The following is a 16,591-nucleotide window of genomic DNA, read 5'->3' as shown; positions in this document are numbered from 1 at the left end:
CAGAGAAAAAAAGTCAATATAAACTTCTATAAAGGAATATTATTCAGATGAGAAACAAAATTATAGCAGCACTTATCGCCTTAGTTGTGATTAGTGCAATAGGATACCAACTGGCCGGAAATGCAAAAGTAGCCAAAAGTAAAGCTTTCATACCTGATTTAAACAAATCGGTGGTGGTGCAGTCGAAAACTATTGAGAAAGCTGCATTCGACTATTCATTCAGTTATTCAGGAACATTTGCCCCAAACCGTGAAATTCAACTAACTCCACAGGGTGCGGGTGAAGTAAAAGGGGTATTTTTTACGGAGGGTCAACAAGTCGGAGCTGGCAAAGTACTTCTTCAGGTAGATGATGCTTTGCTTCAGTCGCAGTTGATTGCAGCCAAAGCCAGCTATGAGAATTCAAAAACGAACTATGAACGCTTTAAGAATTCATCGTCGAGCGAAGGTGTGACAAAAATGCAACTTGATGCCAGCTATTTACAAATGAAAAGTGCTGAATCGCAATTGCGCCAGCTTGAAATTTCTATCGGAAAATGTAAACTTATTGCGCCTTTTTCCGGCACTATCACACAGCGTAATGTAGAAATTGGTTCTGTTGTAGGCATGTCGCCTGTAGGACGACTAACCGATGTATCATCGCTTAAACTGGAAGTAAACGTACCTGAATCGGATATCGCTTATTTTTCTACCGGACATGAAGTGAGTATTACCACAGAAATGTATCCGGGTGAAGTGTATCACGGAAAGATAGAATACGTATCAACCCGGGGTGATGAGTCACACAATTATGTAGTAAAAATAAGGGTACCAAACCGAGCCAAGAATCCACTCAAAGCCGGTATGTATGGCAATGTATCGTTAGAAAAGAACCTGAGTGTATCTGCACTTTCAATTCCTCGTACGGCTCTGCTTGGTTCTGCAAAGAAACCACAGGTTTATGTAGTGGAAAACGGTCGTGCTATGTTACGTGAGATAGTCATTGGCCGAAGCAACGGTTCACAAATTGAAGTCTTAAACGGAATACGGGAAGGCGAAAAAGTAATTACCGGAGGACAGATTAACCTCGTAGACAGCTGCAAGGTAGAGCTTAGCAAGTAAAGATACTAAGTCCGGCAACTTATATGGCTGAACTAAGAATATTAAACTCTCGTGGAGAATAATAAACTTAGCCCAATACCTTTGTTGCAATCTTAATATCCTGATAACCTAATCAACTTAAACATTAAAGAACAAAACAATGACAGTTACCGAAATAGCCATCAAGCGTCCTTCGCTGATTATCGTAATTTTTACGGCACTTATACTCGGAGGTTTGTTTTCTTACGAACAACTGAGCTATGAGCTTATGCCTCCTTTCTCGATACCAACACTCATTGTGTCTACTCCCTACCCCGGAGCATCGCCTACCGATGTAAACCAAACAGTATCGAAAAAAATAGAAGATGCTGTCACCGGTTTGTCTGAGCTGAGTACAATTTCATCGCAATCTTACGAAGGTATGTCCGTCGTAATTGTAGAATTTGAATCGGGAGCAGATATGGGTAAAAAGCAACAAGAAGCCCAGCGCATTCTGAATAACATAATGTCCAACTTCCCAAAAGAAGTAAAAACACCGGTCGTATCTAAAGTAAGTCAGAGCGATTCTCCCATACTTAGGCTAACAGCGGTATCGAAAATGGGCGATCGGGATTTTTACGATCTGATTGATAAGGAAGTTATACCACAGTTAAAGCAAATTGACGGTATAAGCAATGTGTGGTTGACCGGTGGTATCGAACGCGAAATAAAAGTGAACGTTGACAAAAACAAACTTACTTCGTACGGAATATCGCTGGCTCAGATTACCCAGGTAGTAAACTCGTCCAACCTCGATTTTCCGACAGGTAAAGTAAAAGACAACAGCGACCAAATCACTGTAAGACTTGGCGGAAAATTCAGCTCAGTAGAGCAATTGAGCGAATTAGTGGTCGCAACACATGCAGGAGTTAATATCCGCCTGAAAGATGTGGCCGAAGTAATCGATGGAGTAAAAGAACAGGCAGCAATATGTCGTTTCAACGGACTAGAAGGTATCGGAATTACCATTACAAAACAATCGGATGCAAATGCGGTAAAAATATGCCAGACAGTAAAAGAAAAAATAGCGTTGGTAGCCGAACAGCATAAAAAAGAAGGCGTTATATTCAAAGTTGCGGAAGACAGTTCTGAGTTAACGCTTGAGGCTGTAGATGCTGTATCACACGATCTTGTTTTAGCAATTATCCTTGTGGCTCTGGTTATTTTGCTCTTCCTGCACAGCCTTCGCGACTCGTTAATAGTATTAATCGCAATACCTACATCGCTCATATCTACATTTGTGGCAATGTACTTCTTCGGGTATTCATTAAACCTTATGACGCTGCTGGCAATGTCACTGGTTATCGGGATATTGGTTGACGACTCCATTGTAGTACTTGAGAATATACACCGCCACTTCTCGATGGGTAAAAGCAAACGACAAGCTGCCCTCGATGGACGTAATGAAATTGGATTCTCGGCACTTGCTATCACCATGGTGGATGTTGTGGTATTTTTGCCAATCGCATTGGTGGACTCGATTATTGGTGATATTTTACGTCAATTCTCTGTTACCATTGTAGTATCCACATTGATGAGTCTTTTCGTAAGTTTCACACTTACTCCGTTCCTCTATTCCCGTTTTGGAAAGAAAGTTCAGCTGGTTCGTGAAAACTGGTTACACAGACCGTTATACTGGTTCGACACCTTCATTAACAAGACTATCAGTTTCTACGTAAACAAGCTCCGTTGGGTTCTGAATCACAAATGGATTAGTGGTGGAATCGTATCACTCTTGTTTATTCTCACAGCCTATACTATGAGTCTGGGTATTTTGGGTCAGGAAATGGTGGCCAACGGTGATGGTGGAAAATTTGCCATCAAACTGGAATATGATAAAGGAGTGACTCTTGCTCAAAACAATTTACGAACTCGTGAGATAGAGAATTTTATCATGACTCAACCCAATGTTGAAGATATATTGGTCAATGTAGGCGGAGCCAGCGATAACTTTATAACCGAGCTGGCTCAAATCAGTAGTGAGAACAAATCGGTACTTACCGTAAAACTCGTTGACAGAAAAAAACGAACTGCAAGCTCGGAAGAAGTAATGTTGTCCGTTCGGAAAAAGCTCGAACAAAAATTTCCCGGGGTGAAAATTACAAGCGGTGTGATAGGTATGATGCAAGGCGATGTAGAGCCAATCATGCTGGTTCTGAACAGTGAAGATCACGACGCAATGATGCACACCGCTGAAAAGCTAAAAACAATAATTGATAAACTTCCGGGCGCTTACGATGCTACAATTACGGTAAAAGAAGGAAATCCAGAATTAAATATCAGCATTGACCGTGAGAAAATGGCATCGCTTGGTTTATCGATGGGAGAAGTAGGAGCCGCGCTGCAAAATGCTTTTACCGGAAATACCGATGCTAAATATCGCGACGGATTGAATGAATATGACATCGATATCAGGTTGGATGAATTCGATCGACACGACATGAACGACGTATCAGGATTTACTTTTGTCAACTCAAAAGGAGAAAAAATCACCCTGTCCCAATTTGCGACTATAAAACAAAGTAATGGACCAAGTATGGTGGAAAGAACTAACCGCCGGACATCTGTTACCGTAAAAAGTAATGTGCTTGGAATAACCTCAGGTATTTTGGCTCAGCAAATTGACGAAGAAATTGCAAAAGCTAATTTTCCGAAGTCGGTAACCATAAAATGGAGCGGCGACGTTGAACAGCAAACCAAATCCTTTATTTCGCTGGGATTGGCTTTACTGGCAGCTATTATCTTAGTATATCTGGTAATGGTAGCGCTCTATAACAGTTTCCTTCAGCCGTTTATTGTATTTTTCTCCGTACCGGTGGCATTGATCGGAGCACTCTTAGCGCTCAATCTCACCATGGGTTCTATGAGTATATTTACAATGTTGGGACTAATTATGCTGCTGGGATTGGTGTCTAAAAATGGTATTCTGCTCGTGGATTTTACCAATCACTTGAAAGAAAAAGGAATGCCCACATACGACGCCTTACTTGAAGCCGGTCGTGAGCGTTTACGCCCAATTTTAATGACCACTATTTCTATGGTATTCGGCATGTTACCTATTGCATTAGCCACGGGTGCCGGTGCCGAATGGAAAAAAGGATTGGCCGTGGTACTTATCGGTGGGTTAACTTCATCGCTTATTCTAACAGTGTTTGTAGTGCCAATGGCCTATCTGGTGGTAGAAAAAGTTCAAAACAGGTTTACCCGCAAAAAGAATATAGAGATAGAAGAATAATTTATTGATAATTGAAGAGCCGTTTTCGGGATAAAACTCCGGAAACGGCTCTTTTTGTATAAAGCAATGTGTATTTTAATCAAAGATTAAAAACTATCTTTTCACTACATAATCACTCCACAAACTATCTACCTGATAATCTGCCACAACTAGCGTAGATTGCTGATAAGAAAAATGGCTTGTCAAAGTAGTTATTTCCTGACGGAGCATAGAAACTGCATTATCAATCAAATCCGATCTAAAACCAGCGTCTCCCATTTTAAGAACTAAATCCATCGAAACTATTCGACTCATAACCCGTCCCAGTTCAACCAGTTTACGCTGTGGCATTTGTATATCTATTTCAAAGCTTAGCAACTCTTTAAGGTAATTAGCAGCATTCTCTGTCAATCTATGTCCCTGAAGGTACAAGTACAATCCTGTTTCTTTCGCATTTTTCATCAATTTCACCAATGTTTCGCCTATCTGAGCATACAAAATATCGTTGGAGCCTTCAAATATCTGGAACGGACGGCTATCCACCGTGCCTCGACCGGCAATGTGATTCAGTTTGTATCCTTTTGCTCCGACTAATGTGAGCAAAGTTTGTGAAGAATCCTGCATCATATCTGTGGTAACGGTTTTAATGATATTAGCCTCCAAACCCAGCGGAGTCAAATCGTTTTCGATGCCCGCTACTCCCGAACTATGTTTACAAAAAGCCGAAACTACCGTAAAATTGGCTTGCAGACGGGCTAAATGTTGCTGTACCTGATCATACGAAAACAAACTTTTTCCACCAATCATTCTGGCCTGACAATGAGTTATAGCCTCGTCGAGCATTCTTTTTACGAATCCCATTCCCATTCCGGGGAAATGCAATCTACTTCGGTGCAGTAAATCCAACATGAGCTGAACTCCGGTGGTTTGCGGTATAAGTTTCTGCACTTTGGGTATTTTTACATCCACGTTATTTCGCCCGTAAGGAATCTGATAAAGACCCAGATTTTCAAAATACTCTTCCACCACAATTTTTTGCTCAGGTTGCGTATTGTCACAAACAAAAAAATCAATATCCCGCTGAAGTCCTCCCTGTTCGGTTTGTTTTCTGGCTGAAAGCAACCAATAATCGGCTTGTCCGGTCAATCCTGCCCAATGCTTTGTGCCTTTCAGATGAAAATGATCGGTATCTTCTTTGTACGATGTTTGCATATTTAAGGCATCGCTCCCAAATCCCAATTCGGTAATCATAAGCCCACCCATATTCTGTTTTTGTAGAAAGCGGCCGAAAACTTCGGGTTTAGCGCAGTCCTGGCCATATTTGGCAAAAGGTTGAAGAAAAAGTGCACTATTGATTCCTAAAGTAAGAGACAAAGCCAGCGATTCGTACGAAGCAGTCGACAGAAGTTCAAGACTTTCATGGACTTTACCTCCACGACCGCCGTACTCTGTAGGGATAGCAACCGATAAAGGATTGCAGTCCATTATTTTACTCAATACTTCTGTTGGAATACCACGGGTTATACCCATTTTATCTATATCATTCTCGTCGTGAAAGACCTTTTTCAGAGTATCTTTAAAATGTTGAATGAATAACTCGAATGGCTGAACTGCCTCTCCCTTTTCAACGAGAGAGTCTGATTTACTTGAAGTTGTGATTTGAGATTGTTGCATAATTTGTAATTGAATTTATTTCATTTTTGTAATGTGCAGAGCATGCACTTGCTTAAAACAAGTAAAACCTTCAAATGTTTTGATTTACAATAAATTATCTCCCTATTTTCAGTATATTAGCGTTTTAGCCCAAAACTCAAAGCGTACAGGTCATATAAAATATATGTTTCACTCCTCTTAAAAAATCGACACATCTTCCATCTGCCATTCGAAAAATCGATAATTATACCGGAATATGCCATACTACGTTCCACATTGTCTATCTTTGTATCCAAACAAAATCTCACAATTCACCAATCCTATGCCTGAGCAAAAAAAAGAACACCCCGCCGAAAAGGTCGTACTACATCCCCGAAACAAACACAGAGAAAGATATGATTTTGATAAACTGATTGTTGCCTGTCCTGAACTGGCGAAATACGTTAAGCTCAATCAATACAACGACCAATCCATTGATTTTGCCAACCCCAAAGCCATCAAGTGGCTGAACAAGGCATTGCTCAAGCACTTTTATGGTATCGATTATTGGGATATTCCTACGGGTTATTTGTGTCCTCCCATACCCGGACGGGCAGATTACATCCATCATGCCGCCGATTTGTTGGCTGCCAGCAACGACGGACATATTCCTACCGGATCAAAAATAAAATGTATGGATATTGGTGTGGGCGCCAGTTGCGTATTTCCCATTATTGGGGTTAAAGAGTATGGTTGGACATTCATTGGTTCGGATACAGACGTGAAGGCATTGGACTCTGCCAATAAAATAATAAATTACAATCATTTTCTGCTAAAGAGTGTTGACCTGCGACTTCAGGAAAACCCGAAGGATATTTTCCACGGAATAATGGAGCGCAACGAGCCCGTTGACATAACCATTTGCAATCCGCCTTTTCATGCATCGGCCGAAGAAGCGCAGGAAGGCACGCTAAGAAAACTAAGCAGCCTAAACCACAAGAAAATCACAACACCCGTACTGAACTTTGGAGGCCAGAGTAATGAGTTGTGGTGTGAAGGTGGTGAAGGAAGATTTGTGCGCGATATGATTCGTCAAAGCAAACAATTTGGTTCAAATTGTTTTTGGTTCACAACACAAATCTCCAAACAATCGCACCTGCCCGGAATTTACGAAGCGCTGAAACATGCTGGCGCGTTGGAGGTGAAAACCATTTCAATGACCCAGGGAACGAAAGTAAGCAGAATAGTGGCTTGGACATTTTTGAAAAAAGATCAACAAAACGGTTGGAGAAGCACTAGGTGGAATGCATTTTGATTTAGACTAGAATAAATTATTTATTTCAATTCCTTCAATCCTTTTTTTGTATCAATCATCCCTTTTATAAATTCAATCTCATTGCAAAACTCTTTATAAGTCATCTCTTTGATATAGATAGCACCGTACGAACGTTTTAGCAATGGCAATTTGCTATCGTAAAAGAAATCACGTCCAAAAAGCGTCGTCAATTGGTGATGTTGCTCCACCCAAATGCGTTGTGCTAAGTCGCTGAATGGACCTTCATATTCGTAGCTCGGGAAAGAAGCCGATTTCTGACTTACAAAACAATTGTTGAACATACTGCTGAGCACTGCAAACGAATTCAGTGAAACAGGAACAATCATGCTCACATCGCTGATATGGAATTTCGACCAGATATTCCGATATCCCCAGATTTTCAAATCAGTGACGTGATATTTCTCTACATATTTTTCCAAAGCGTTAGAGATGGCTATCAGCGTTTTGAAATGTGTATCCGGACCACTACCTTCGGGATCCAGAGCCAATGACACAATGTTAGGACGAACCTTTTCGAGCAAATCTAAAATAGGTTTTACATCGCGCTCCGGATCAGGATATTCCACAAAAATATCGCCGGTGTAAAATTGCAATCCAAGGTGTGACACATGATCCAGTCCGATACCAAAATGCTCCCAAACCAGCTCTGCTTCAAACTCACGCGTCCAGCCTTTAATGACTTGCGCAATTTCCGTTTCTTTGGTTCCCGGATCGATGGTTGAAAGATGTTGAATGGTTTCATTGAGCGTAGGCAAAAGCTCTTTCAGGCTTTTTACATGCAACAAACGAACCAAATGGCGAGCCAACCGGCAAGCAATGTAAACACTTTGTTCTTCGCTGTTTTTATTGGCAATCGCATTCAATGTTCCTGTGATATCGTCCCAAAAACCATCCTGCTCAAAAAGGTGTTTGCTATCGATGTATTTTTCAATTCTACCACTTATAATCAAATTCCTCAGCGCTATCAGATTACTATTGATATATTCGTTAGTAACTGATGTGAAGCCACTGGTGCAATACACAAAATGATTATCGTTGTGTTCAGACCGTACCAAATGGTGTAATAAAGGGAAATAAGCCAACTCAATATCATCATGATGAGGAGCTGTGTGTAATATCTTGCTTTGTATAGGCGGATTAAGACCTTTTTTGAGCTTTTCTACAATGCGTTTATGAGTGGCTTGTGCCAGTGAAGCTAACGATTCGCCACTCACTTGCTGCGCCAAAAGCAAATACTGATTGGTGGTTTTAAAATTCTCGGAAGTCATTTCCTGCAACGAAACATTTTCTTCCAAAGCTCCGTCAATAATCAATTTATCGAGTGTTTTCGTATCCTGAACGGGTTGCTCAAGAATCGCGATTCTTTTGCGTTCATGGAGTTTTATAGCGGCTCCTTTCGTCAGAAAAAACCGTGAGTTTTCCAGCTTCTGAAGTGCACTCCCCGGGTATTCCAACGAAGGTTGCGACTCGATAGCCGAGGCTATTAGCTGGGATTTTGACTCGCCGGCAGCAATAATAATGGCCACCACATTAGGATTGTGCGTGATGGTATTCAACCCAATGGTAATAACCGCTTTTTTACGTACCGATTCAATACCGCCAAGGTCGACAGCCGCAGCAGCCTGTGTCTCGTAATTAATATTGGTTAGCCGCGTATGCGAATGATGGCTCGAACCTTTTACATCAAACGCGATGTGTCCATCAGGACCAATGCCACCCAAAAAGAATCCAATCCCACCCATTTTACGAATCTTCTCCTCATAGTTTTCGCAGAATTGGTCAAAGTACTTAATGGTTTTCTTTTGCAATGCCGCTCTTTCGCTAGCCGGATGGTTGATACGCAAACTCAGGTCAATGACTCCTTCGGGGAAAATTTCAGCAATATTCTTACAGCCATCCAGATAGGCCTGATCGGCTTCGGGAATATTGAAAGTATCAATGAAAAGTGCCTTTTTTTCATCAAATCCAAATCCTTCAATATAAAAACGCTTCACAAAGTAATTAAACGAGCGTTCGTGCAACGGATCGAGTGGGAAAAACTCGTCAATCATCACAAAATAAAGCGACTTAAAATCAGGCTTCAATGTTGCATCCAATCCGACTTTATGAAGCAATCCGGCCTTCATCTCTGCATCCCAGTTTTCGAGGTAGTACTTCATCCATTTGATGAAGAATTCCGGTGTTTTTCCAGTAGGAAGTGCCACTACTCCACCCGGATTGAGCGCTACCCATTCCAAAAACCTAAGGGCGGTAATTTGACCCAGATTAATATAATTATCAACCACAACTACCTTGATTTTCTCATCCGTTTTTTTTATATCCGGATTACTGAATTGTTTTTCGAAGTAAGCTTCTACTTTGCTTTCAGTGATATATTTTTTTGTTTCCATTGTAACCATTTTTTCAAATTGAAATTGAAATCAAAAAACTAGTTCAAAGATATGCATAAATTAATAATTCGAACGCTTTAATTACCGTTAAAAGAAAAAGTGAGTAGTAAATTTTAGAAATAAATAGTATCTGACCTATTTTGCATATATTTGTACTAACTAACAACTCTGGCAATGAAAATCTTCAGTACTTCGCAGATCAAGCAGCTCGATCAATACACTATAGAACATGAACCCATTAGCTCTATAGACTTGATGGAGCGCGCTACTGACAAGCTTTTTCATCAATTTATCGGTCGCTACTCTCAGTTGCAACCTGTATGCATTATAGCCGGACAAGGCAATAACGGTGGAGATGCATTGGCGCTCGGTAGAAAATTATTGCATGCAGGATACACCGCATCGGTAGTTTTAATCAACCCGACGACTTTATCGCCCGATTGTGAAACTAACAAGCAACGCCTGCTTGACGAATTCCCTACAGCGCTTAACATACTTCAGCAACAATTCGTAGCTCCAGCGATTTCAGACGACACCGTAATAATTGATGGACTTTTTGGCTCCGGCCTTAGCAGACCGCTCACAGGTATTTTTGCGGAAACTGTTCACTGGATTAATCAAACAGGTTGTGAAGTGGTAGCCATAGACATTCCATCGGGCTTGCAAGGCGAGGAAAATTCGACGGACAATAAACTCCCAATCGTAAAAGCCACCATCACTTACACCTTGCAGTTTCCTAAATTGGCTTTTCTTTTGCCTGAAAATGCAGATTTTGTTGGCAAATGGGAGATTATAGATATTGGGATTCATCCAAAAGCGATAGAGCAAACGACAAGTGATTATTCTTATCTCGTGGAAGAAGACATAAGAAATCAAATTAAAAAACGATCAAAATTTTCGCACAAAGGTTCGTTCGGTCATGCACTGATTATAGCCGGCAATAACGGAATGGCAGGAGCATCGGTACTGACAGCAAAAGCCGCCCTCAGAAGCGGTGCCGGGTTGGTTACCGTTTTCGGACCGGAATGCAACCGAATCATTGTTCAAACAGCTATTCCTGAAGCAATTTTCAAAACAACACTAACAGCAACAGTTAACTACAACGCCATTGCGATAGGCCCGGGAATAGGAACACAAGCTGAAAGTGCCGAAATTTTAAAAGATATTCTTTCGCAAATAAATAAGTCATGCATTCTGGATGCCGATGCTTTAAATATTATCAGTCAGCAAAATGACTTACTGAAGTTGGTGCCTGAGGGCTCTATCATAACTCCACATCCAAAGGAATTTGACAGACTGTTCGGAATCAGCGATTCAACCTGCCAACGGATATCAAAAGCGCAGGAAAACGCAAAGAAATATAAGATATACATAATACTCAAAGGCGCTCATTCATTAATAGCAACACCTTCCGGGCGGTTGATTTTCAACAGTACAGGAAATCCGGGAATGTCAACAGCCGGATCGGGTGATGTTTTGACAGGGATATTAGCCGGATTGCTGGCTCAGGGATATTCGACAGAAGAGACTGCTACGACAAGCGTATTTCTTCATGGTCGAGCGGGTGATATCGCTTTGGAACGCGAATCGGAAGAGTCACTTATCGCAAGCGATATTATCGGCTGTTTAGGAAAAGCGTATAAATCACTAAAAGAGTGATTTATACGAATCATACATTTTCATCATACAACAAATCATACATGCACGGAAGCAAATTTTACTTTTTTTTGTCCTTGTTTTTTCTATACTTCTTACACCCTGTAGCAGGCCAACATTTTACCATAAGCGGCTACATCAGAGATGCAAAGACAGGAGAAGATATAATCGGTGCCAATGTGACGATCAAAGAATTGCCGGGAAATGGCTCATCGACAAACACCTATGGGTATTATTCTATCACCTTGCCTGCCGGTCGTTATCAAATTTCAACTCAATACGTAGGCTATACACCTCAAAACAAAGACATTAACCTTGATAAATCTCAAAAAGTCGACTTCCAACTTACAGAGCAGATCAACGAGTTGAGCGAAGTAGTGGTGTCATCGCAACGGAAAAATGAGAATGTCACAAGGCTTGAGATGGGCACACAAAAACTTGATACTAAAGACTTAAAAACTATTCCCGTTCTGTTTGGAGAAAAGGATGTTTTAAAAACCATTCAATTACTTCCCGGTATAAAATCTGCGGGCGAAGGAAGCAGCGGATTCAATGTTCGGGGAGGTTCAAGCGATCAGAATCTGATATTGCTTGACGAAGCAACCGTATATAACGCTTCTCACCTAATGGGCTTTTTCTCCGTTTTCAACTCCGATGCCATAAAAGACATCGCTGTTTACAAGGGCAATGAACCGGCTCAGTACGGAGGTCGCTTGTCTTCAGTACTGGATATCAAGATGAATGATGGCAACGACAAGAAATTCGGTGTTAGTGGTGGCATTGGATTAATTTCATCCCGATTAACCGTGGAAGGACCCATAGTGAAAGACAAAGGTTCATTTATCATCTCTGCACGGCGAACTTATGCCGATTTATTTCTGGCTCTATCGAAAGACACAACCATAAACAATTCAAGTTTGTATTTCTACGATTTTAATGCCAAAGCCAATTATCGTATTGATGACAAAAACAGAATTTTCCTCTCCGGATATTTCGGAAAAGACGTGTTAGGGTTGAACAACAGGTATGGTCTGAACTGGGGCAACAGCACCGGTACATTCCGATTAAATCACTTATTCTCGGACAGATTATTTTCCAATACATCCTTGATATTCAGCAATTACAATTTTAAAATCAATATCAACAGAGGAGTGCAAATGCACATCATCTCAAGAATTCAGGATTATAGTTTAAAACAGGATTTTCAACTTTTCTCAGGCACCAACAGTACCATAAAATTTGGGCTAAACTCAATTATCCATAACATCATACCCGGCATCATTACTGCCAGCAGCAGTGTAAACATGAAAAGTCTGACAAATAAGCATGCCTGGGAAAACGCGCTCTACTTTACGCATCAATACAAGTTTTCGGATAATTTTAGTGTGGAATACGGATCGCGTTTGAGCTCATTCAGCCTGCTTGGTCCGGGTACATTTTATACCTACGACAAAGATGGAATTGCGACTGATACGGCCACTTACAAAAAAGGTCAGTACATTTCGTCCTACGTTTATATTGAGCCAAGGGTGATGCTGAATTATGTAATCAACCCGCAAAGTTCGATAAAAGCATCGTATGCACGCAATGTCCAGAATCTGCATTTGCTTTCAAACTCCACAGCCGGCGATCCAACAGATCTGTGGATGCCAAGTACAAACAATGTAAAACCCGAAATAGCAGACCAGTTTTCGATTGGATATTATCGCAATTTCAATGATAATCAGTATGAGTTTTTTAGCGAGATTTATTTCAAAAGCCTTAAAAATCAAATTGATTACAAAAACGGAGCCGAACTAAACTTCAATGAAAATGCCGAATCGCAGTTGCTGTACGGAATAGGCAGAGCATACGGTTGGGAATGTTTTCTAAAAAAGAAATACGGAAGGTTCAACGGATGGATTAGTTACACGCTGTCCCGAACAGAACGAAAGTTTGATCAAATCAATAACGGACAATATTACCCTGCCCGACAAGACCGAACGCACGACGTGTCTATCGTCGGTATTTATGAACTAAACAAACACTGGACATTTTCGGCCACCTGGGTTTACAATACCGGCAATGCAGTGACCTTTCCGACTGGGAAATATCAGATCGATGGGAAAACAATGTTTTATTACTCCAACCGCAACGCCAACAGAATGCCCGCTTACCACCGCTTGGATTTAGGTGCTACGTGGGTGGTAAAAAAAACGAAGAACTTTGAATCCAGCTGGACTTTTTCGGTTTACAACGCTTACAGTCGCGATAATGCTTACATGATTACGTTCCGCGATAATGAAGTGGATCCGAGCAAGACCGAAGCAGTTCAAACTACTCTATTTAAAATCATTCCTTCTTTTTCATACAACTTTAAATTTTAAAAAGATGAGAATATTCAAAAAAACTGTTTTGGTAATGTTGGTAATAAGCTCATTATCATCCTGCGAAAAGATTATTGATCTGAATTTAGATAACGCCAACGGTGGAATAGTCATCGTCGGAAATGTGTTTGATCGCGCCGGTGCAACAGAAGTAAAAATTTCAAGAACCGTTGATTTTACGGAGCCAAATGCTTTCCCACCGGTCAGAAGTGCTAAAGTTAAGATTGAGGATAATATCGGACGCTCGGTAACGCTGACTGAAACTAAACCCGGTTCATATACAACCTCTTCAATAAGGGGAGTACCCGGAATTGCTTACACGCTAACGGTAGAAATAGATGGGCAAACCTATACAGCTACTTCTAAAATGCCGAGTCCCGTAACTATCGACGCGATATTCATAAAAAAAAGAGACTTCAGTAATGAAAAAGAGATTTCGCTCAATTTTAAAGACCCCGAGGACACGGATAATTACTATCGGATAATAGAATACATCAACAACACATTAAAGCCCGGCATTAATATCGGAAATGACAAACTGTATCAGGGCGAAATGATAAATTATTCACTTGGTTCTAGTGCGCTCGACGATAATACTCCTTTAAAAACAGGTGATAAAGTCAGAGTCCAACTTCAAAGCATAGATAAAGACGTCTTTGAATACTTCAGAACTTCGCGCGGAAATGACGGTCGATCTGCCTCTCCTGCCAATCCTGTTTCGAACATAAGTAATGGTGCGCTGGGATATTTTAGTGCATGCTCGGTACGCGAAGCAATGATTACCATCCCCTGATTTTTTCAGTCCTACAGCCCGACAGCGTTGATACATTACATGAGTATCAGCGCTGTTTCTATTTAACAACCCGCGTTAAATAATTGAAATATTTTATTTTTTCACCCAAATGTAACTGCTATTTAAAGAAAAAGCTTTTACTTTGCAAGCGATTAATAGAGCTATTAAATAAAATAATTAAATATGGATATTAAACAAGAACAATCAATGGAACAAACTATTCTGGAAGTGGCCGAAAGACTATTTCTTGAAAAAGGGTTTGCGTTGACTTCTACAACCGAAATTGCCAAAGAAGCCGGCTGTAACCAGGCATTGGTTCATTACTATTTCAGAACAAAAGATAACTTGTTCAACACCATTTTTGAGCAAAAATTCCGAATGCTTTTCGAGCATCTATACGCTTCGCAGAGCCTTGAAGACATTCCGTTTTCGGAGAAAGTGAGACATGCAGTTGAGTCGCATTTTGACATGCTGACAAAGAATCCAAAGTTGCCTCTGTTGGTAGCCACTGAATTATCGCGCCTTCCCGAAAACCTGCAAAATCTGCGAAACAAATTACGAACCGTTCCTTTTGAGTTGTATACAAAACTAAACAACGAGCTTCAGAAAGAAATAGCAGCAGGACGTGCCCGCAACATTGAACTTATGGATATCATTATCACAATGGTTACGCTAAATGCTGGACTTTTTATGATGTTGCCCATAGCCAGCTGCATCATGCAACTGGACGATGAACAAGTGAAAGCACTATTGGCACACAGACGGAATGAAAATGTGCAAGTAATTTTAAACTATATTAAACCCTAAGGTTATTTTGATATGAAACAATTGATTTTATACAGCATGGTGCTAATCTGTTTACCTCTGTCGGTTTTCGGGCAACGAATAAATCTGGACGACTGCCAAACCAAAGCCAGAGCAAACTACCCACTGGTAAAACAGTATAGTCTGATAGAGCAAACTGCACAATACAACATCAGCAATGCCAACAAAGGATACCTGCCGCAACTGACACTTTCGGCCAAAGGCACATACCAGTCGCAAGTTACAAAACTGCCTATTACGATCCCGAATATGACGATTCCCGAACTGAGTAAAGACCAGTATCAGGCCGTCGTAGAAGCCAATCAGGTGATATGGGATGGTGGAAATATTTCAGCACAAAAGAAAATAACCAATGCCAATACCGAGGTTGAGAAGAAGAAGCTCGAAGTAGATTTATACACGCTGAATGACCGGGTAAATCAGCTGTACTTTGGCATTTTATTGTTGAATGAACAGCTCCGACAGAATGACATTTTGCAAAACGAGCTACAAACAAACTACAACCGCATAGCCAGCTACAAACAAAATGGAATAGCCAACCAGTCGGATTTGGACGCGCTAAAGGTAGAGCAAATCAATGCCCAACAACGGAAAACGGAACTAGAAAGTACCCGAAAATCATATTTCATCATGTTATCGGCACTGACGGGCACAAGCATTGATGAAAAATCTGAATTATCAAAGCCCGAAATGAATCTTACCTCTCTGACAGAAACCACCAATCATCGACCGGAACTCGGATTGTTCGCTGCTCAGAATAAGCTGTTCGAGAGTCAGAAAGAGCTACTAAATGCAGGAAACCGTCCGAAAGTAAGCGCATTTATTCAGGGAGGTTACGGCAGACCCGGAATGAACATGCTCACCAACGCATTTTCGGAGTTTTACATCGGCGGCATTCGTTTGTCGTGGAATCTGAGTGGTTTTTATACCCAGAAAAACAACGTCAACAAACTAGAAACCAGCAAAAAATCGAATGACATACAAAAAGAGACTTTCCTATTTAATGCAGATTTGAAAACCAAGCAGCAACAAACCGAAATAGAAAAGTTACAATCTACTCTTAGTAGCGACGATGAAATTATCCGGCTTCGTGAGAATATAAAGAAATCCGCTTCTGTAAAAGTAGACAATGGGACACTTACAGTTACCGATCTGATTCGCGAAATAAATGCTGAAGACCAGGCAAAACAACTAAAATCGCTACACGAAATTCAGCTGATAATGAGTGTGTATCAACTTAAAAATAATATCAACAATTAAA

The 16,591-nt window shown here is 40.8% G+C and carries 10 protein-coding genes; 8 read left to right on the top strand and 2 right to left on the bottom strand.

The window, feature by feature from the left end; all coding sequences use genetic code 11:
• The first annotated feature begins 47 nt into the window (after positions 1–47).
• Positions 48–1,100, top strand: coding sequence for an efflux RND transporter periplasmic adaptor subunit (locus tag PALPR_RS13585; protein ID WP_013446226.1), 1,053 nt, complete (start codon positions 48–50; stop codon positions 1,098–1,100).
• A gap of 139 nt (positions 1,101–1,239) precedes the next feature.
• A complete protein-coding gene (locus PALPR_RS13580; RefSeq protein ID WP_013446225.1) occupies positions 1,240–4,353 on the top strand; it encodes an efflux RND transporter permease subunit in 3,114 nt (1,037 codons plus the stop codon).
• Between the two features lie 93 nt (positions 4,354–4,446).
• On the opposite strand, the gene PALPR_RS13575 is transcribed toward PALPR_RS13580, so the two are convergent.
• Positions 4,447–6,006, bottom strand: a complete 1,560-nt coding sequence (locus tag PALPR_RS13575) for an acyl-CoA dehydrogenase family protein (RefSeq protein WP_013446224.1) — start codon at positions 6,004–6,006, stop codon at positions 4,447–4,449.
• 301 nt (positions 6,007–6,307) lie between these two features.
• On the opposite strand from PALPR_RS13575, the gene rlmF reads away from it, so the two are divergent.
• Positions 6,308–7,279 carry a 23S rRNA (adenine(1618)-N(6))-methyltransferase RlmF gene (gene rlmF, locus PALPR_RS13570; protein ID WP_049777047.1) on the top strand — a complete coding sequence of 324 codons (972 nt, stop codon included), beginning with the start codon at positions 6,308–6,310 and terminating at the stop codon, positions 7,277–7,279.
• 20 nt (positions 7,280–7,299) lie between these two features.
• Here the strand turns inward: rlmF and PALPR_RS13565 are convergent, their stop codons facing one another.
• Complete coding sequence (locus PALPR_RS13565; protein ID WP_013446222.1) at positions 7,300–9,690, bottom strand: PIG-L family deacetylase; 2,391 nt, start codon at positions 9,688–9,690, stop codon at positions 7,300–7,302.
• Between the two features lie 174 nt (positions 9,691–9,864).
• On the opposite strand from PALPR_RS13565, the gene PALPR_RS13560 reads away from it, so the two are divergent.
• The 5 genes from PALPR_RS13560 (at position 9,865) to PALPR_RS13540 (ending at position 16,590) form a co-directional block, all read left to right on the top strand.
• Positions 9,865–11,349, top strand: coding sequence for a bifunctional ADP-dependent NAD(P)H-hydrate dehydratase/NAD(P)H-hydrate epimerase (locus PALPR_RS13560; RefSeq protein WP_013446221.1), 1,485 nt, complete (start codon positions 9,865–9,867; stop codon positions 11,347–11,349).
• A gap of 41 nt (positions 11,350–11,390) precedes the next feature.
• Positions 11,391–13,712, top strand: a complete 2,322-nt coding sequence (locus PALPR_RS13555; protein WP_013446220.1) for a TonB-dependent receptor — start codon at positions 11,391–11,393, stop codon at positions 13,710–13,712.
• A 4-nt stretch (positions 13,713–13,716) separates the two neighbouring features.
• Complete coding sequence (locus PALPR_RS13550; protein ID WP_013446219.1) at positions 13,717–14,505, top strand: DUF4249 domain-containing protein; 789 nt, start codon at positions 13,717–13,719, stop codon at positions 14,503–14,505.
• A 183-nt stretch (positions 14,506–14,688) separates the two neighbouring features.
• On the top strand, positions 14,689–15,312 hold the full coding sequence (locus tag PALPR_RS13545; protein WP_013446218.1) for a TetR/AcrR family transcriptional regulator: 624 nt from the start codon (positions 14,689–14,691) through the stop codon (positions 15,310–15,312).
• A gap of 12 nt (positions 15,313–15,324) precedes the next feature.
• A complete protein-coding gene (locus PALPR_RS13540; RefSeq protein ID WP_013446217.1) occupies positions 15,325–16,590 on the top strand; it encodes a TolC family protein in 1,266 nt (421 codons plus the stop codon).
• Position 16,591: the final 1 nt, after the last annotated feature.

It is taken from the genome of Paludibacter propionicigenes WB4 (genome assembly GCF_000183135.1).
Lineage (GTDB): Bacteria > Bacteroidota > Bacteroidia > Bacteroidales > Paludibacteraceae > Paludibacter > Paludibacter propionicigenes.
Note: the sequence above shows the minus strand (reverse complement) of the source record. Positions and strands in the feature narration are given on the sequence as shown.